The organism is Gordonia tangerina, assembly GCF_021556435.1.
Classification (GTDB): Bacteria; Actinomycetota; Actinomycetes; order Mycobacteriales; family Mycobacteriaceae; genus Gordonia; species Gordonia tangerina.
Window position 1 is genome coordinate 139,252 of record NZ_JAKGCU010000004.1, and the last position, 18,149, is coordinate 157,400.

Here is an 18,149-nt window from a genome sequence, read left to right on the forward strand (position 1 = left end):
TGGCCGTGTCAGGACTTGACGAGCCGGGTGATCGCCGCCATGGCCTCGTCGATCTTTTCGTGGCCGGCGGCGTCGCTTTCCTGAGCGGCGTGCATCACGCAGTGGTTCATGTGCTCCTCGAGCAGACCCAGTCCGACGGCCTGTAGCGCCTTGGTCATCGCAGAGACCTGCGTGAGGATGTCGATGCAGTAGGCCTCGTCGTCGACCATGCGCTGCAATCCACGCGCCTGCCCCTCGATCCGCCGAAGCCGTTTGAGGTAGTCGTCTTTGCTGCTGATGTAGCCGTGCGATGCGGTGTCCATGTCTTCCATCCTGCCCTCAGATACCGGTACCCCCCTAGGGTACACATCGCAGGACACGACCGAAACCCACACTGAACAGCAGTTTTGTCGAGTGGCTCACTCGACAGAATTCACAACGGCCCTACTTGCGGACTGCCGGACCCTCCGTGGGACGCATCGCGGCAGCGAGTTTCTCCAGAGCTGCGGCGACGTCGCGCAACGCCGCGGCGATCTCGGCACCGTGGCCGTCGGCTTCGTGGGCACTTCCGGTCCCCGACGTGCCGAGCGTTTGATTCGGCATGGACGCCTGCGGCGGGCGGGCCGGTGGCGCGGGAGCGACCGGCGCCGAAGCGGGCGCCTCGTCGTCGGGGTCGGGCAGGCGGTGGCGGCTCGACGCCTGCCGCGTCATGTCCGCGGGTGGTTCGGCGTCGGTGGACCGGCGACCGAGCCGGTAACCCTGGTGTCCGGCGTGTGCTCGGACCGGTTGGGCGGTGGTCTCACGTCGGCTGGTCGGATCTGCCGGGATCGGGGTGGGCGGGCGCGGTGCGGCTGAACGCATCGGGCCGGATGGTTCGGGCGATGGCCGACCGGGCCGAAGGCGCTGCGCCTCCGCATCGTCGAGCGCCCGCTGAGGTACCGGTCCCGTTGCTGATCGTGGCGCGGGTTGGCGCGCAGCCGACGGGGGTGCGGGCTGCTGCGGGCCGGCCATCCGCGGGGGTGCCGGGGGTGCAGACGCAGGCGATGGGGGCGCGGGCCGCTGCGGAGCCGGGCCCGCCGGCGGCCCGGCGTGCGGCGTCGACACGGCCGTGGGGGCGTGGCCGTTCGACGGCGCGAAGAAGTGCCCCCCGCCGTGGCCCTCGTAGAACAGGCATCCGGTGCCCTGCGGCGAGCGAGCCGTGCACGGATTGCGCTCGATCAGGGACTGGGCGTGGTCATCGAAGTCGTTCCACTCCAACCACAGTCGACGGTCGACCCGTGGATGCGAGCTGGCATCGGTGGCATGGTTCCCGCGATGACCCGCGGCCAGCCGGCAATGCAGCAGCCACTCCGACTGACCGGTCAGTCCCAACGCGGTGCGTTCCTGCGGTGTGCACACGACCGTCGACCAGCAGCCTTCGCCGTTCATCCGGTCACTCCTTCGGGCATCACGCACATGCAGTGTCGATCATTGCTGACTCGGGGCGCGCCTGATTGCGCAGCACCCGCCATACGACGCCCCCGACTGCGTCTGATGACCGATCGGTGCCCTCCCCGGCGGCAAGTGTACGAAGGATCCACCCGTCCCCGCCAGGGTCGCGGCCCGGGTGTCGGCCGAAACCCGACAACTCTTGCGTCGCGCTCAGCCTTCGAGGTACTCCAGCACGTGCTGTCCGACGACATCCGGGGCGTCGAGCTGAAGGAAATGTCCGGCGCCGCGGATCTGCGTCACGACACTTCCCGCGGGCAGTACCTCCGCCAATCCCTTGACGAAACCGCTGTGCATGCATCCGTCGGCCGCACCGTGCAGGTACATCATCGGGCTGATGGGCAGCCGCAGCCATGCCGTGGAATCGTCGGCGTATCGCGGCGCGACCCGGGCGCGCAGCGGCGCGCGGTAATAGCCGAGAGCCGCCGTGCGATGTGCGGTCGACGGCAGGGCGGCCAACGCATTGTCGACGTCCGCCGCGTCGGGGGCCGGGCCCCATCGCCGCCACAGCATCGGGATCATCCGCCCCAGCACCCGCTCGGGCAGCACCGGGATCTGGTTGAACCCGATGTACCAGCTCTTGGCGAGTTGGCCGGGCAGCAGCCGGAGCCGTGCGCCGACGGAGCGTTCCCGAATCGCCGCGATCGGCGGCACCGCCAGCGCGATCAGTCGGCGGAACGGGTGGTCGGCGCGCGCGGCGATCGCATGCACCGTCATCGCACCCCAGTCATGCCCGATCAGCACCGCGCGGTCATCACCGTCGAGCGCTCGGTGCAGTTCGAGTGCATCGTAGGCCAGTGCGGCGACGTGGTAGTCGCCGTCGGCCGGGACCTCCGACGGCGAGTAGCCGCGAGTGAACGGGGCCACCACGCGGTAGCCGACCTCGGCGAGTGCCGGCCCGAGATGTCGCCACGTCCAGGCCGAGTCGGGGAAGCCGTGCAGGCAGATCGCCAACGGGGCCGACGGGTCTCCCCAGGTGAGCGCGTGCAGACGGAGGTGGCCGAGATCCACGTCGAGCCGGTCGGGCGCGGTCATGCTCGCCGACGTTACGCCCCCGACGTGGCGCGGCGGAGCGCAACGGTGCTCCCTGGCGCCGCCCCGGCGGGCGTCGTCAGGACACCAGTGTCGCGACGTCGCTGATCGCGTCGCCGGCCGCGCAGTCGCTGATCTCACCGTCGATGAGGCCGAAGCATCGGGTCCGGCCAACGGGATCGGTGTGCGGGTGGTCGGTGCGGGTGTGACATCCCCGCGACTCGGTGCGCGCAGTCGCCGCCGCGACCACCACCCGCGCGGCCAGGGTCAACGCCGCCTCCTCGACATCGGCGACCGTGCGCACCGGCCGGGCTGTCGCGCCGGCTAGGTCGGCGGCGACCGCGGCCAGGCCGGCAGCGTCGCGGCGCAATGCCACCGACCGTGTCATCCGATCCTGGAGTTCACGCCGCGGCATCGTCGCAGCGACGGCAGTACGCGGAGTCGAGTCGACCTCGACGACCGGTCGATCCCGGCGGGCGACGGCGACGGCAGCGGCGCGCCGCCCCAGCACGAGTCCTTCGAGAAGACTGTTGGAGGCGAGTCGGTTGGCGCCGTGCAGGCCGGTCCGGGCCACCTCACCGGCGGCCAGAAGTCCCGGGACCGCGGTGCGGCCGTCGACATCGGTCAGCACTCCCCCACACAGGTAGTGCGCACCGGGCACCACCGGGATCCGTCCGCTGGACAGGTCCAGTCCGGCGCCGACGACGCCGGCGGTCACGGTCGGGAACCGGCGTTCGAAGTCGGACACGCCACGGATGTCCAGGTACACGCAGGGCGCTCCGGTGGAGGCCAACCGGGTCTCGATGGCGTTGGCAACGACATCGCGGGGCGCCAGGTCGCCCCGCGGGTGCACGCCGTCGGTGACCGATCGTCCGTCGGCGTCGACGAGTCGTCCCCCCTCACCGCGCACCGCCTCGCTGATCAGCGTGCGCCGCCCGCGTGCGCCGTCGACGTACAGCATCGTGGGGTGGAACTGGATGAACTCCATGTCCGCGACGACCGCCCCGGCCCGCAATGCGAGCGCGATGCCGTCGGCGGTGGCGCCGGCCGGGTTGGTGGTCGCCGCGTACAGGTGGCCGCTGCCGCCGGTTGCGAGCAGCACGGTCGGCGCCTGGACGATCCGATCGCGGTCGCGCGTGCGGAACGCCACGCCGGATACCTGGCCCCCGGCGCGCAGGATGTCGGTGACGATCGCATCGTCGAGGCAGACGATGGGCGAGCTCGACGCGGCGGCGCGGAGCCGACGACTCAGCGTGGACTGCACCGCGGCACCGGTGGCGTCTCCGCCGGCGTGGATGATGCGACGCACCGAGTGCCCGCCTTCGCGGGTGCGGGCCAGCTCACCGTCAACGGTCCGGTCGAACTCGGCGCCCCACCCGATCAGGCCCGACACCGCGCCTGGACCGTCGGTGAGGATCGGTCGTGACGTGACCGGGTCGGTGAGGCCGGCGCCGGCCGCGATGGTGTCGGCCAGGTGCAGATCCACCGAATCGTCGGTCGCCTCCGGGTTCACCACCGCGATGCCACCCTGTGCATAGAACGTCGCCGTCGATTGCTCGGTCGCGCCGGCTCGCCAGAGGGCACCCTTGGTGAGTACGACGACCCGCAGTCCCGCCTCCGCTGCAGTCAGCGCGGCCGTCAGACCGGCCACCCCGGCGCCGACCACCACGAGGTCCGCGCGCAACTCGTCGCGTTCGGTTGTCTGCATGTCGCACCTCTTCGGCCACGTTTTCGATCCCCAGTCGAAAACTGTACGCCTGTCGACGCGGTGGCGGCACGGCTCACCGCCCGGTGCCCCTCAGCCCGCGAGCAGATCCCACACCGGCCCGGCCGCGACGCCGAGCAGTACCGATACGGCCGCCGCGACGACCGCCGTCGCCGCCGCCCAGGGTTCGGCCCGCGGCACATCGTCGGCGCGACCGGGCGCTGTGCGCCCGAAGACCGGCGCCAACCAGCGCAGATAGAAGAACAGACTCAGCACGGTGGTGATCACGAGAGCGATTGCGAGCCACACCCATTCGCCCTCCCAGGCGGCGGTGGCGACGGTCAGTTTACCGACGAACACCGCGGTCGGCGGGGTGCCGACCAGACCGAGCAGGGCCACCACCAGACTGCCCGCAAGCATGGGTGAGGTCGCCGCGAGACCGCGGTATTCGCCCAGCGTCCGCAGATCGGGTCGCGCCGCCGACACCGCGAATGCGCCGACGTTGGTGACGGTGTAGCCGACGAGATAGAACAGCAACGCGGGTAGCGCCAACGCGCTGTCGCCGATCACCACGACCGGCAATAGCAGGAACCCGACCTGCGCGACCGTCGACCAGCCGAGCAGTCGTCGTGGGTCGTCCTGCCAGTAGGCGGCCAGCGTGGCCAGGACCATGCCGGCGACCGCAAACACGGCGAGCACCGCAGCCCACGCCACGGTGTCGGGCACGACCTGGGCCAGTCGGTAAAGGGCGACCAGCGCGCCCACCTTGGGCACCGTCGTGACGAAGGTGGCGACGGTGGCATGCGATCCCTGCGCGGCGTCGGGCACCCAGAAGTGAGCGGGCAGGCCGCCGGCCTTGAACAGCAGCCCCGCGGTGACCCCGAGCAGACCCGCGGCGACCACGGCTGGTGGCGCGTCGGGCAGGCGGCGGGTCAGTTCCGGGTAATCGGTCACCGCGGTGACGCCGTACAGCAGGGTGATACCGGCGAGCAGCACGATCCCGAACAAGGCACCGAGCAGGTAGGTCTTCATCGCCGCCTCCGCGCTCGCACCATCGCGACGCAGACCGATCAGCCCGTACAGCGGGATACCGGCGAGCAGAAAACCGGGCGCGAGGACCAGCAGATCCTGTGCCCCGGCGACGACGAGGGTGCCGGCCGTCGCGAGCAGGATCAGCGCGTAGGTCTCACTCTCCCGGTCCGATCCGGCGATCTCACCGCCCGCTATGGCGAGCACGGCGAGGGCCCCGACGCCGGCCGCGATGCGTACCACCCCGGTGGCGGTGTCGACCACGAAGGCACCCTCGAACGCCGTGGTCGTGCCGCCGGCCGACGCGACCGCGGCAGAGATCACGGCGCCCACCAGCACGACCGCCGCGAGGAGGCGTGTCCACCATTGACGGGCCCGCGGCACGAAGGAGCCGCAGATCAGCACCGCCAGACCGCCGGCGAAGATCAGGATCTCCGGCAGCATGACCACCGGGCGCATCATGTCGTCCACCGACTACCGCCCGACCAGGTCGACGAGGGTGGTGGCGGCCGGTTCGATGACGTCGAGCAGCGGGCGTGGCATCACCCCGATGACGATCGACAGCGCGATCAGCGCCCCGACTGCTGCGGTTTCGGTGACGCGGAGGTCCGCGAAGCCCGGCGACCGGCCTGCGACCGGCCCGGTGAAGATGCGTTGCAATGCCCACAGGAACAGCCCCGCGACGAGCAGGATGCCGACCAGGGCGACGGCGGCCACCGGAACCGCGGCGATGCTGCCGGTGAAGATCTGGAACTCGGCGATGAAACCGGAGAAGGCGGGCAGGCCCAGCGAGGCGAAAGCACCCAGTGCGAACAGCGTCGCCAATCTCGGCGCCGACGACGCCAGCCCACCGTAACCGTCGAGGTCATAACTGTCGGCGCGAGCGAAGAACACTCCGGCGAGCAGGAACAGCGCACCGGTGATCAGGCCGTGGCTGACCATCTGGGTGACCGCGCCGGTCACCGCCACCGACCGGGCGTCGGCGGTGTCGGCCGCGACCACACCGGCGGCGCCGACGGCCACCAACACGTAGCCCATGTGGTTGACCGACGTGTAGGCGATCATGCGTTTGAGGTCGGTTTGTGCCAGCGCGACGAGCGCGCCGTAGATCACCGACACCACGCCGACCGCGATGACGACGGGTGCCCAATCCTGCCAGGAGCCCGGCAGCATCGGCATCGCCACCCGCACGAAACCGTAGGTACCCATCTTCAGCAGCACCGCGGCCAGCACCGCCGAACCGATGGCCGGTGCGTCGGTGTGGGCGGGTGGCAGCCAGGTGTGGAACGGGACGGCCGGTGTCTTGATGGCCAGCCCCAGCAGGATCGCCGCCAGGATGAAACCACCGGTGAGTGTCCCGTCGGCCGACGGCGACTGCGCCGCGAGTTCCACCATGTCGAAGGTGTGCGGGTCGGCGACCACATAGAGCCCGATGAATCCGAGCAGCAGGACCAGCGACCCGACGAAGGTGTACAGGAAGAACTTGAGCGCAGACCGTCGGGCATCGCCGTGCCCCCAACCGGCGATGACGAAATACATTGCGACGATCGACAGATCGAAGAAGACGAAGAAGAGAATGAGGTCGGCGGCGGCGAACAACCCCAGGCTGACGCTTTGCAACAACAAGAACAGCGCCACCTGTGCGCGCGGCCGGTCGTCGGTGTCGCGCAGCGCATAGATCGCGCAGGCCAGGAAGATCACCGCCGTCATCGCGATCAGCGGCAGCGACAGGCCGTCGACGCCGACGTGATAGCTGCTGTCCACTCCGGGAATCCAGGGAACCTGCGCGTCGAGGGCCAGCTCACCGCCGACCGGGCTGTCGTAGATCCACCAGGCCCACCCGACCAGCGCGAGGTCGACGGTGGTGACCGCGACCCACAGCCATCGGATCGCTTGGCCCGACCAGCCGGGAACCAGCAGAACCGCCGCGGCCGCCAACGGCACGAAGACGATCAGACTGAGGACTATCTGGCTGGGCACGATCACCTCACGAACACGAGTACGACGACGGCAAGGAACAGGACGATCACGATCTGCAAGTAGTACTGGTGGAGTTGGCCGGTCTGGGGACGGCGGGCGAGCACGCCGAGCCGCCCCGCGAGTCTGGCAGCCCCCTCCACCGCACCGTCGACGCCGTCGGAGTCGATGCGGGCGGTGCGGCGGGCGAACCGGGTGGTGGCGGCCGCGGTGGATTCGACAGCGGCGTCGAGCCGTTTGTCGGCGCGGGCAAGAGCAGTCGCCAGCCGCAGCGCCGGCCTGACGACAACCGCACGAACCCCGCGTTCCAGGCCCAACCAGTCTGCAGCCCAGGGAAGTTCACGGGACCACAACGTTTCGGACACCCCACGCCACCACACCAGAGCGACGACGATGGCGGCGAGTACCGCCGACACGGCCAGCTCGATCGCCGTGGACGTGGCGACCGACCCGTCGTCGAGCGCGTCGGCCAGGGCGGCACCCGCCGGCGGCAGCGCGAGCACACCGGCGACGGCCGCTCCGATCGCGAGTACGAACACCGGGGCCACCGCACCGCGGGGCGGTGACACCTCGAACGAGGCCGACACGCGCCGGATACCCGGTCGGGCCACCACCGCAACGATTTTCGCCGCGTAGACGGCCGACAGCACCGACGCCAGGAGGCCGACCCCGTAGAGCCACGGCGAGTGGTCGAGTGCCGCGGCGAGAACGGTGTCCTTGGTGGCCCACAACGACAGTGGCGCGACGCCCGCCAGTGCGAGTGCCGCGACGACGGCGGCGGCGCCGAGCACGCGCCACCGAAGCGCCACGCCGCCGAGCCTGCCGAGATCCTTCGTACCGAGCGTGGTCAGCCACGCACCAGCGGCGAGAAACAATGCGGCCTTGGTGAACGCGTGCGCGACGAGCTGCGCGGAGCCGCCCGCGACCGCGCCGAGACCACCGGCCGCGACCACGAAACCCAACTGCGCGGAGGTGGACGCCGCCAGCAGCTGCTTGAGATCTCGCTGGGCCACCGCGACCACACCGAGGACCACCGCGGTCGCCATGCCGATCCATGCGGCGGTGGGCCCGGCCCAGCCGGTCACGTCGAGCAGCGGCGCGGTCCGCAGCAGCAGGTACCCACCCATCGCCACCATGGCCGCCGAATGCAGCAGCGCGCTGACCGGGCTGGGGCCTTCCATCGCCCGGGACAGCCAGAACGAGAACGGCAGTTGGGCCGCCTTGCCGAGCGCGGCCACCAGAACCCCGGCTGCGATCACGTGCCGCCATCCGTCGCTCGCCGCGGGCAGGTCTGCCAGCGCCATGCCCGCGCCCCCGGCGAGCGCCGCTCCGGCAGCGAGGTACAGCCCGAGGTCGGCGGTCCGCGTGGTGACGAACGCGACCGATCCGGCCGACATCGCGTCGGGGCGCTGCCAATGAAAGCCGATCAGCGCATACGACATCGCCCCCATCAGTTCCCACGCGAGCAGCAAGGTGGGCACCGTCGCAGCACTCGCGGTGACCATCACCGACGCGACGAACAGCAGCATGAGCCCGTGAAATCGGGCCGGAGTTGTGGTGATGTCGGCGGCAGCGAAGATGACGACCAGCAACGCGACGATGGCGACCACCGGGATCACCAAGGCGGACAGGTCATCGACCGTCAGCGCGAAGTCGGCGTCGGCGATGAACGGCACTGACACGGCGGGACGTTCGATTGCCACCACCACCGCCAGCGCCGACACCACTGCGGTGACGGACATCCCGGTGGCGGCGGCGAAACGATCGGCACGCGGGGCCAGCGCGAGGATGCCGCCGGCCACGGTGGGCACCAGGAACAGCGACCACATCGCGGTCGCGACAAGGGTGTTCATCGGCGGCTCACTCGGCGAGGTCGTCGGCCATGTCGGTCATGTCGGCTCGGCGCTGTCGGTGCAGGAGGGTGGCCACCGCGAATCCCATGGCCATCTCCACGGTCATCGCGGCGATGATGACCAGTAGCAACACCTGCCCCGACGGGTCCGGGGCGAGGAACCACCACACCGCCCCGGCGGCCAAGATGACGCCGTTGATCATGAGTTCGAGGCCCATCATCACCATCACCACCACCTGTTGGGACAGTGCGCCGTACAGGCCGACGCAGAACAGCGCGGCGGCCACGAGGAGCACGGTCTGCAGGGTCATCGGCCCACTCCTCCCGGCTGCGGATCGCGGCCCGGTCGGGCCTTCAGGTCGTCGCCGAATCGGTCGTAGCGAGTGCGCTGCACCGCGAGCACGATCCCGGCGACCATGGTCGCGACCATCACCGGGCTGATGACGATCATCGCGAGCATCTTCGGTCCCATGAGTTCCTCGCCGAGGGCGCGAGTGACATCGACCGACGGCGTACCGCGCCGGCTCGGCCAGTCGGCCATCAGGATTCCCGCGGCGAGCGACATGAAGGTCCCGATCGACGCCGCGAGCGCCCACCGTTTGTCGTGCACCATGCTCATGGGCATGAGTGCCGGGTTCATCCCCATGAACATCACCATGTAGACAGCCATTACCGCCATCTCCATGACCATCATCAGGATGGTCACCACGCCGACGTAGTTCTGCTGCAACAACAGCAATGCCACTCCGACGGCGACGAACGAGATGGCCAGCGCGTAGGTGGCCCGCGCCATCGAGTCCACCCAGAACACCGCGGCCCCGGCGGCCACCGTGATGACCGCGCACACCCAGAAGATGATCTCTGTCAGCATGTTCAGCCCTTCCCGGCCGCGATGACGGCAACCACGAGGTCTTGGATCAGAACCAGCGGGAGCGCGATCACCCAGCCGATCTCCATGAACTTGTCCGGGCGCAGGATCGGCAGTCGGCGGCGCAGCCACACCAGTGCGGTGAGCACGATCGTCGTCTTCACCAGCACCCACAGCCAGTCGGGCAACAGTGGTCCGGCACCACCGCCGAGGAACATGGGGACGGCGAAAGCGGCGCCCGCCGCGAGCAGCGCCAAGCGCCCACCCTGGAAGAGCAGACGGTCCACCCCGGACAGTTCGGCGGTCACTCCGCCGGCGAGGTCGCGGCCGGCGGCCGCGGCGAACGGACCCCACACCGAGAACGCCGTCACGGTAAGGCAGTAGACCAAAAACGCCACCGGCATCCACACGACATACCAAAGTCCCTGTTGTGCCGCCACGACATCGGTGACGCGGAGGCTCTCTGCGGCGATCGCGGGAGCAACCAGCGCGAACATCAGTGGCAGTTCGTAGCCCAGACCGTGTGCGAGGAAACGGTACCCGCCCACCAGTCCGTACGCCGAGTTGGCACCCCAGCCAGTGAGCCACACCAACGCCCAGATCATCACGTCCATTGCGTTGAACCACACGATGCCGACGTCGAGGTCGAACAAGGTCCACGAGCCGAGTGGTACGACGGTGATCATCAACAGAGCGGCGACGAGCATCCCGTATGCACCTGCACGCCAGAGCAATTCGTCAGCCTTCACGGGTACTCGGCGTCGTTGCCGAAGCAGCCGGGCGGTCTCGTGCACAGGACTGGCCGCCGCGCTCAGATGAGCGCCGCGCGGAGCCGCGAGCACTCTATCGACCCCGGCGGCGTACAGCGCGAACACCCCGAGGATCGCCGCGGCGGCCGGCGCCCAGATCGCGGGCACGGTGGCGATGGTCGACTCACCCATGCTGTTCTCCCGGCGCGGGAATGACCATCTGCGCGACATCGATACCCAGACTGGCGATGACCAGCCGCGTGGCCGCGAGATCGAGCCCGACGATCAGTTCCGGTATCAGTAACTCCCCGCAGCGCCAGTGCAGGGGCGTCACGAAGGGTCCCCCCTCCTCACCATCGGCTCCCCCAATCACACTGAGCCGCGCCAGCATTCGGTCGTGCACGTCGCCGGTCAGTGCCGGAAGGTACTCGTCGACACCGAGTTCCTCAGCCCGATCATGATCCAGCACACCGAGACCACGCAGCGACCACCGCAGGGGCGACGACCGCCGAATCCGCCGATACAGCGGCCCAAGTTCTGCCCGCGCCCGCTCCAGCTCATCGTCGACGAGCAGTGCGCGCACCGCACGCGCCTGCGCTGCAACGTTTTCCGCGCCGGCTAGAGCCAACACATCGACGACAACCGAACAGTGGTTCACCGCTTCGACAGTTGAGTCGGCCCCGGACGCAACGAGCGCTTCTGCGTCGAGCACATCCACCTGCGCATCGACCACGACGTCACCCTGCAGCGTGCATTGGACGACGAGCCCGGCCGGCCAGTGAGTCATTATCGGCCCCAGCGGCAGATGCAGGACGTCCATCTCGAGGCCGTCGCGATCGTCGGCACCCTCAGCGAGTGGAATCCCGGCCGGTGCCATCGACCCGTGGTCCATGCCGCCGTGGTCCATGCCGCCGTGGTCCATGCCGCCGTGGTCCATCTGACCGTGGTCCATCTGACCGTGGCCCATCTGACCGTGGCCCATTCCGCCGTGGTGCATCCGGGCATGCTCTTCGGCGTCGTCGGAGTGGCGCGCGGAACCGTCGTCGCCCTTGTCGTGTCGATGGCGCGCATCGTCGCGCTGCCGATCGATGTCGGACAGCTCCACGACCGCCTGGTCGAAGGCGGGATCCACCTGGCTGCGTTCGTCCACCTGGATGCGCACTCTTGGGCCCGGAAGCTGTTGCCAGACTTGCTCGATCGCCTCGGTGAGCCGTGGACCGGACGTTCCCACGACGGCGAGGACGTCGGCGTCGGCCGGCGACTCCGCAACCACCCATCCACGCTCCCGCACCTTGGCGTCGACCACGACCTCGAGGATGCGATTCCCTGCAGCCGCCACAACGAGCACATGGACGCGGCGTACAGCCAGCCGAGCCAGCAGCGACTTCACGCCCATCGCAGCACGCCTTCTCGCCACGCCCAGGCGACGACCACGAACAGTGCCGCGAGGAAGACAAACATCTCGATGACCGCCGACATCCCGAGATCGGCGACAACCACTGCCCATGGGTACATGAACAACATCTCAACGTCGAAGGCCAAGAACAGCAGCGTCACCGGATACCAGCGTGCGTGATAGCGCGAGAGGGCGTGCTCGGCAGGCGCCCAACCCGACTGGAAGGGCATTACCGTCAGCGATGAGCGCGCCACCGCGGTGAGGCGGTGCAGCGCGAGAACCGCAACTATGACCCCGAGGGCCACCGTGAGCATCGCTCCCACCCCGGCGTAGATGACGCACCTCCTCCGGTCGCCGTACCGCACGATCACTGCCGTCACCGCGTTCCAGGCGAGTTGCCCGATGAGGTCCGCCTCAAACACCGCCCACTCTGTCTATACCCCTATGGGGTATTAGTCAACAGTCGCTGATGCCGCAATCGCTCCGGCAGCCATTCGGCTGTAGACAACTTGACGCCGAACTGGTCAGGTCGTGGCGAGGAAGTCTGCGACCACATCGGACCAGGAACGCAGAGCGCCCGGCGTCGACGCCACGCGCAGTTCGGCATTCGGAAGCGCCTCGGCGAGAGCTCGCCGCTACTGACCGGATGCGCCGGGTCTCCGGTCCAGGCCAGTATGAGTGACGGCTGGGTGAGTGCACCGAACTCGTCGGCCGGCGGAAGGTCGGTGATGGCCGAACCGCGCAGCACCCAAGGGTAGATCGACGACCGCACCGCAACCCGACCGACGTAGCGCTTGGTTTCGGCCAGCGCGGGAGACGCGGGAACATTCGGGGCAGCACGCGTATACGCAGCCAGCCCGCGACGTTCGATCGCATCGGCATCCGACACACGCAGGGGCGTCAAGGCGCGCCGGGAATCCCAGATCGTCGGCGGCGTCGTGAGGACGAGCCGGTCGAATCGTTCGGGCGCAACGAGTGCCGCACACAGAATCGTCGCAGTTCCCATGGAGGCGCCGATGGCGTGCACACGTTCGCCGGGCGCGGTGATGTCGAGCAGCGCGACGAGATCGGATGCGAGTTGTGGCCAGGTGTACTCGTCCGCGGTCCGCCCACCACTCGACCGACCGTGCCCCCGAGCGTCATACCGAATGAGTCGATGCTCCGAACTCACTGCACGCCAATCGAATTGACCCGATGACTCCTGGCCGTAAGAGTTTGAGCTCATTCCATGCGCCCACACCGCCGCCGGTCCACGACCCGTCTGGTTCCAGGCGAGTCGGGCCCCGCGGATGTTGGCGAAGCGGAACGGCGGGGTCACCGCGGAGAAGGCTAGAGCGTCGACGTGTCGATGACGAACCGGTACCGCACATCGCTGGCGACGACTCGGTCGTATGCCTCGTTGATCTTTTCGGCGCCGATCACCTCGATCTCGGAGCCGATGCCATGCTCGGCACAGAAGTCCAGCATCTCCTGGGTTTCCGCGATGCCGCCGATCATCGAGCCGGCAAAGCTGCGGCGATTGGCCGCGACCGCGAATGCCGGCACCTCGATCGGATGCTCGGGCAGCCCGAGTTCGACGAGTGTTCCGTTGAGGGCGAGCATGCCGAGGTACTTCTGCATCGGCAGATTCGCCGACACGGTGTTGATGATCAGGTCGAACTCGTTGCGCAGGTTCGTGAACGTATCCGGGTCGCTGGTCGCATAGTAGTGATCGGCACCCAGCCGCAGTCCGTCTTCCATCTTCTTGAGCGACTGCGAGAGCACGGTCACCTCGGCGCCCATCGCGTGGGCGATCTTGACACCCATGTGCCCCAGTCCGCCGAGCCCGACGATCGCAACTTTCTTGCCAGGACCGGCGTTCCAATGCCGCAGCGGCGAGTAGAGGGTGATCCCGGCGCAGAGCAGCGGCGCGGCCTCATCGAGGCCGATGCCCTCCGGGATGCCGCACACGTAGTTCTCGTCCACCACGATGGCCTTGCTGTACCCGCCATGGGTGGGCTCGCCGTCACGGTCGACGGCGTTGTAGGTACCGGTCATGCCGCGCTCGCAGTACTGCTCGTCGCCCGCCTTGCACGGCTCGCATTCGCGGCAGGAGTCGACGAAGCAGCCGACTCCCACCCGGTCACCGACCGAATACCGGGTGACCTCGGAGCCGACCGCCGAGACGATGCCGGCGATCTCGTGGCCGGGTACGACCGGGAATGCGGTGCGCCCCCACTCCCCGCGGGCGGTGTGGATGTCGGAGTGACAGATTCCCGCGTACGCGATGTCAATGACCACGTCATGTGGCTTCGGATCGCGACGCTCGATGGTGGCCGGCTCCAGCGGAGCGTCGGCGGCGGTGGCGATGTAGGCGTTGACGGTGGTGGGCATGGATGCTCCCTGTTGTTCGACGTCAGGTTCGCGGGAGGCGAGTCGACCTCGTCGATCCCGCTGCGGACCTCCCCGCACTCGTTCCAGTGTTCCGCAGAACCAGCGCCGAGTGTGCCCATGAGCGAGTTCGTCACATCAAGGAATTTTTATGTGCGCATATGCGCACTTATGCCTACTATCGAAGCGTGGTCGCTCTGTTCCGCATCCCGGTGTTCCGGCGGTTGTTCGCCGCCCAGGTCATCTCGCTGCTCGGGACCGGATTGATGACCGTGGCTCTGGGGCTGTTGGCGTTCGACCTGGCGGGCGCCGACGCCGGAGCAGTACTCGGCACCGCGCTGGCGATCAAGATGATCGCCTACGTCGTGATGGCGCCGATCATGCGCACCGTGTGCAGTCGCTTCTCGGCGCGCTCGGTGCTGGTGGGCGCCGACGTCGTGCGAGTGGCGATGGCGGCGGCACTGCCCTTCCTCGGCGAGGTGTGGCAGGTGTATCTGCTGGTCTTCGCGCTGCAATCGGCGTCGGCGACCTTCACGCCCACATTCGCCTCCGTGATCCCGACGGTAGTGACCGATCGCGACACCTATACCCGCGCGATATCTGCATCGCGGATCGCCTACGACCTCGAATCGGTGATCAGTCCGATGATCGCCGCCGCGCTACTCGGCCTCATGAGCTACTCGTATCTTTTCGTCGGCACCGCACTCGGCTTTGCCGGTTCGGCCATGTTGGTGATGACGTCCGGGTTGCACGGATCGCACTGCCGACCCGGCACGGTGCGCTCGATGAGCAGCCTTTGGGGCAACACCACCGCAGGACTACGGATCATGCTGCAGCGCCCGATCTTTCGCGGCGTCTTGTGGGCCAACGTAGCCACCGCCGCAGCCACCGCGGTGGTGGTCGTCGGTTCGGTGGTCTATGTCCGCGCAACGCTGGGTCTCGGCGATTCGATGCTCGCGGTCGCGCTCGCGGTCTTCGGTGCCGGGTCGATAGCGGCGGCCGTCGCGTTGCGGCGCCTGCTCCGGGTCCTCGGTGGCGTCCGACGAGTCGTCGGACACGCCGCGATGCTGTGTGCAGCCGCGCTCGCCGGCGTTGCCGCGATGGCCGCGACCCGCCCGACGCCGGCGGCGCTGCTGATTCTGTGGTTCGTCCTCGGCGCCGGGACTTCGCTGATCGCCATGGCCACCACCCAGTTGCTGCGCGATCACACCCACGACGACGACCGCGACGTTGTCTTCACCGCGCAGTTCTCCGCCTCGCACGCCGCGTTCCTGGTCACTTATCCGCTCGCCGGCTGGGGTCCCGCCGTGGTCGGCCCATGGGTGATGCCCCTGGCAATGGCTGCGCTCGCGGCGACCGGCGGTCTCGTCGCCCGACGCACCTGGACGCGTCCGGCATCGACGCGACCGGTGCGCGCACACCGGTCGCCTACGATGACATCCGAGGCACTGACCGGCTGAGTTCGTCGAGCCGGCCACGCCGATCCCGCGAGGAGGTCCGGCCGATGACCGACGAGACCGCGTTGCCGCGCGACTCCCGCAGCCTGCATCACTCCGTCGATCCCGACCCCGCGCTGCTCGCCGCCGCGACCTCGGTGTTCGCGATGCTCGCCGAACCGACACGACTGCACATCGTGTCCCTGCTCGCCGACGGCGAAACCGACGTCAGCTCACTGACCGAGGCCACCGGCGCATCCCGGACCGCGGTGAGCCAGCACCTCGCAAAACTGCGCTTCACCGGTTTGGTGGACACCCGCAAAGACGGCCGCCGCGTCATCTATCGCATCCGCGACGGCCATCTCCGCCGGTTGGTCGCCGAAGCGCTCAACTTCGCCGATCATCAGGTGACCGGCGAACCCACCCATTCGTGAGCTCGCCGGGCGCCGCGAACCACCGCCCGTCCTGGCCCCGGTAGGAACGCGCCAACTCTCCGAGTCAGGCATAGCTAACTTGCAAGTTCGGCTACCCGAAACTACGGTATGCGCATGTCACAGGTCCGGCGCGGTGCGTTCGTCGCGGCTGCCGTGCTGCTCGTCACAGTGCTCGGCGGATGCGCCTCCGTCGGCGTGCACAGCGATCGGCCCAAGGTGCTCACCACCTTCACCGTGCTCGCCGACATCGCGCGTAACGTCGGCGGATCGCATGCCGAGGCGGTGTCGCTGACCAAATTCGGCGCGGAGATCCACGGGTACGAGCCCACTCCCGGCGATCTACACAAGGCGATGGACGCATCGCTGGTGGTGGTCAACGGGCTGCATCTGGATGACTGGTTCGAGCGGTTCCTGGCCGACATGGATGTTCCGCGCATCGTCGCCAGCGACGGGATCGAGCCGATGCACATCAGTGAGATTCCGGGTGCGGCCGCCGACGAGGCGGACCGACCCAACCCGCACGCCTGGATGTCACCGACCGCGGCCAAGGTGTACGCCGCCAACATCGCGGCCGGCCTCGCGCGGGTGGACCCCGACCACGCCGAGGACTATCGCCGCAACGCCGCACAGTACGGGCGTCAGTTGGACGCCGAGCAGCAGCGCTTGATCGATGCGGTCGCCACGCTCCCGGATAACGAGCGGGCGTTGGTGTCGTGCGAAGGTGCATTCAGCTACCTGGCCCGCGACACCGGACTCACCGAGCACTACATCTGGCCGGTGAACTCCGAACAAGAGGCCACTCCCCAACAGATGCGCCGGACCGTGGAATTCGTCCGCGCTCGCGACGTGCCGGCGGTGTTCTGCGAATCCACCGTCAACGACGCACCGATGCGGCAGGTGCAGGCCGACACCGGCGCGCGCTACGGCGGAACCCTTTACGTCGATTCGCTGTCCGAGGCCGACGGACCGGTTCCCACCTACCTCGACCTGCTGCGCCACGACATCTCCACCATCGTCGCCGGACTCACCGGAAAGGACCTCGACCGTGCCGAACCCTGATACCGCACAACAGGTTCCAGCTCTCGACATTTCCGGACTCACCGTGCGATACGGCCCGGTGACCGCGCTCGACGATGTGTCCATGACGGTCCGCCCCGGCCGCATCTGCGGCATGATCGGCATGAACGGATCCGGCAAATCAACGCTGTTCAAGTCGATCATGGGGTTGGTGCGGCCCACCTCGGGGCGGGTGACGATCGCCGGGCACAGCACCTCGCGCGCCCGCGCTCGCGGGTTGGTCTCCTACGTCCCCCAGGCCGAGGACGTGGACTGGCAGTTCCCCATCTCCGTCCGCGAAGTGGCGATGACCGGTCGCTACGGACGACAAAACCTCTTCCGGCGCATCACCGCTCGCGACAACGAGGCCGTCGACGCCGCGCTCGCCCAGGTCGGACTCACCGACCTGGCCGACCGACAGATCGGGCGACTGTCCGGTGGTCAACGCAAACGCGCCTTCGTCGCACGCGGTATCGCGCAGGGAGCCGAGATCCTGCTGCTCGACGAACCGTTCGCCGGCGTCGACAAACGTTCGGAGGCAACGATCATCGACTTGCTCACCGACCTCGCATCGCATGGCCGCACCGTGCTGATCTCGACGCATGACCTGTCCACGCTGCCCTCCTTCGCCGACGAGGCGGTTTTGCTGATGCAACGAGTCCTGGTACACGACACCCCGCAGGAGGCACTGCGGCCGGAGAACCTGGCGCTGGCCTTCGGCGTCGACGTCACCGAACGCCGTGCGCCGCGCACCGACGCGGAGGTCGGCTGATGATCG

The 18,149-nt window shown here is 68.6% G+C and carries 18 protein-coding genes; 4 read left to right on the top strand and 14 right to left on the bottom strand.

All coding sequences use genetic code 11. The features are described from left to right. Positions 1-8: 8 nt before the first annotated feature. The 14 genes from L1892_RS07200 to L1892_RS07265 form a co-directional block, all read right to left on the bottom strand. A complete protein-coding gene (locus L1892_RS07200; RefSeq protein ID WP_235722894.1) occupies positions 9-302 on the bottom strand; it encodes a metal-sensitive transcriptional regulator in 294 nt (97 codons plus the stop codon). A 121-nt stretch (positions 303-423) separates the two neighbouring features. Beyond that, on the bottom strand, positions 424-1,407 hold the full coding sequence (locus tag L1892_RS07205) for a hypothetical protein (protein WP_235722895.1): 984 nt from the start codon (positions 1,405-1,407) through the stop codon (positions 424-426). 213 nt (positions 1,408-1,620) lie between these two features. Next, a complete protein-coding gene (locus L1892_RS07210) occupies positions 1,621-2,502 on the bottom strand; it encodes an alpha/beta fold hydrolase (protein WP_235722896.1) in 882 nt (293 codons plus the stop codon). 76 nt (positions 2,503-2,578) lie between these two features. Beyond that, positions 2,579-4,207 carry an L-aspartate oxidase gene (gene nadB / locus L1892_RS07215; protein ID WP_235722897.1) on the bottom strand — a complete coding sequence of 543 codons (1,629 nt, stop codon included), beginning with the start codon at positions 4,205-4,207 and terminating at the stop codon, positions 2,579-2,581. Positions 4,208-4,297: 90 nt separating this feature from the next. Further along, a complete protein-coding gene (locus tag L1892_RS07220; RefSeq protein WP_235723041.1) occupies positions 4,298-5,692 on the bottom strand; it encodes an NADH-quinone oxidoreductase subunit N in 1,395 nt (464 codons plus the stop codon). 15 nt (positions 5,693-5,707) lie between these two features. Next, complete coding sequence (locus tag L1892_RS07225) at positions 5,708-7,213, bottom strand: complex I subunit 4 family protein (protein ID WP_235722898.1); 1,506 nt, start codon at positions 7,211-7,213, stop codon at positions 5,708-5,710. 2 nt (positions 7,214-7,215) lie between these two features. Further along, a complete protein-coding gene (locus L1892_RS07230) occupies positions 7,216-9,063 on the bottom strand; it encodes a proton-conducting transporter transmembrane domain-containing protein (RefSeq protein ID WP_235722899.1) in 1,848 nt (615 codons plus the stop codon). A gap of 7 nt (positions 9,064-9,070) precedes the next feature. Next, positions 9,071-9,373: an NADH-quinone oxidoreductase subunit NuoK gene (locus L1892_RS07235; protein WP_235722900.1), complete on the bottom strand. Its 303-nt coding sequence runs from the start codon at positions 9,371-9,373 to the stop codon at positions 9,071-9,073. After that, positions 9,370-9,933: an NADH-quinone oxidoreductase subunit J family protein gene (locus L1892_RS07240; protein ID WP_235722901.1), complete on the bottom strand. Its 564-nt coding sequence runs from the start codon at positions 9,931-9,933 to the stop codon at positions 9,370-9,372. Before L1892_RS07240 ends, L1892_RS07235 begins: the two co-directional genes overlap by 4 nt. Positions 9,934-9,935: 2 nt before the next feature. Beyond that, entirely contained in the window at positions 9,936-10,871 is a 936-nt protein-coding gene (locus tag L1892_RS07245) for a complex I subunit 1 family protein (RefSeq protein WP_235722902.1), read from the bottom strand. Then, positions 10,864-12,075, bottom strand: coding sequence for a hypothetical protein (locus L1892_RS07250; protein WP_235722903.1), 1,212 nt, complete (start codon positions 12,073-12,075; stop codon positions 10,864-10,866). Before L1892_RS07250 ends, L1892_RS07245 begins: the two co-directional genes overlap by 8 nt. Beyond that, a complete protein-coding gene (locus L1892_RS07255; RefSeq protein WP_235723042.1) occupies positions 12,066-12,410 on the bottom strand; it encodes an NADH-quinone oxidoreductase subunit A in 345 nt (114 codons plus the stop codon). The genes L1892_RS07250 and L1892_RS07255 overlap by 10 nt, the downstream gene beginning before the upstream one ends. 107 nt (positions 12,411-12,517) lie before the next feature. Then, complete coding sequence (locus L1892_RS07260; protein WP_235722904.1) at positions 12,518-13,393, bottom strand: alpha/beta fold hydrolase; 876 nt, start codon at positions 13,391-13,393, stop codon at positions 12,518-12,520. A gap of 11 nt (positions 13,394-13,404) precedes the next feature. Further along, positions 13,405-14,448 (bottom strand): NAD(P)-dependent alcohol dehydrogenase, encoded by a 1,044-nt coding sequence (locus tag L1892_RS07265; RefSeq protein ID WP_235722905.1) that lies wholly within the window; start codon positions 14,446-14,448, stop codon positions 13,405-13,407. Between the two features lie 185 nt (positions 14,449-14,633). Between L1892_RS07265 and L1892_RS07270 the strand changes: the two genes are divergently transcribed. The 4 genes from L1892_RS07270 (at position 14,634) to L1892_RS07285 (ending at position 18,143) form a co-directional block, all read left to right on the top strand. Then, on the top strand, positions 14,634-15,905 hold the full coding sequence (locus tag L1892_RS07270; protein ID WP_235722906.1) for an MFS transporter: 1,272 nt from the start codon (positions 14,634-14,636) through the stop codon (positions 15,903-15,905). Positions 15,906-15,949: 44 nt separating this feature from the next. Continuing rightward, positions 15,950-16,315 carry an ArsR/SmtB family transcription factor gene (locus tag L1892_RS07275; RefSeq protein WP_235722907.1) on the top strand — a complete coding sequence of 122 codons (366 nt, stop codon included), beginning with the start codon at positions 15,950-15,952 and terminating at the stop codon, positions 16,313-16,315. Positions 16,316-16,429: 114 nt separating this feature from the next. Next, positions 16,430-17,374 (top strand): metal ABC transporter substrate-binding protein, encoded by a 945-nt coding sequence (locus L1892_RS07280; protein ID WP_235722908.1) that lies wholly within the window; start codon positions 16,430-16,432, stop codon positions 17,372-17,374. Next, entirely contained in the window at positions 17,361-18,143 is a 783-nt protein-coding gene (locus L1892_RS07285; protein ID WP_235722909.1) for a metal ABC transporter ATP-binding protein, read from the top strand. The genes L1892_RS07280 and L1892_RS07285 overlap by 14 nt, the downstream gene beginning before the upstream one ends. Positions 18,144-18,149: the final 6 nt, after the last annotated feature.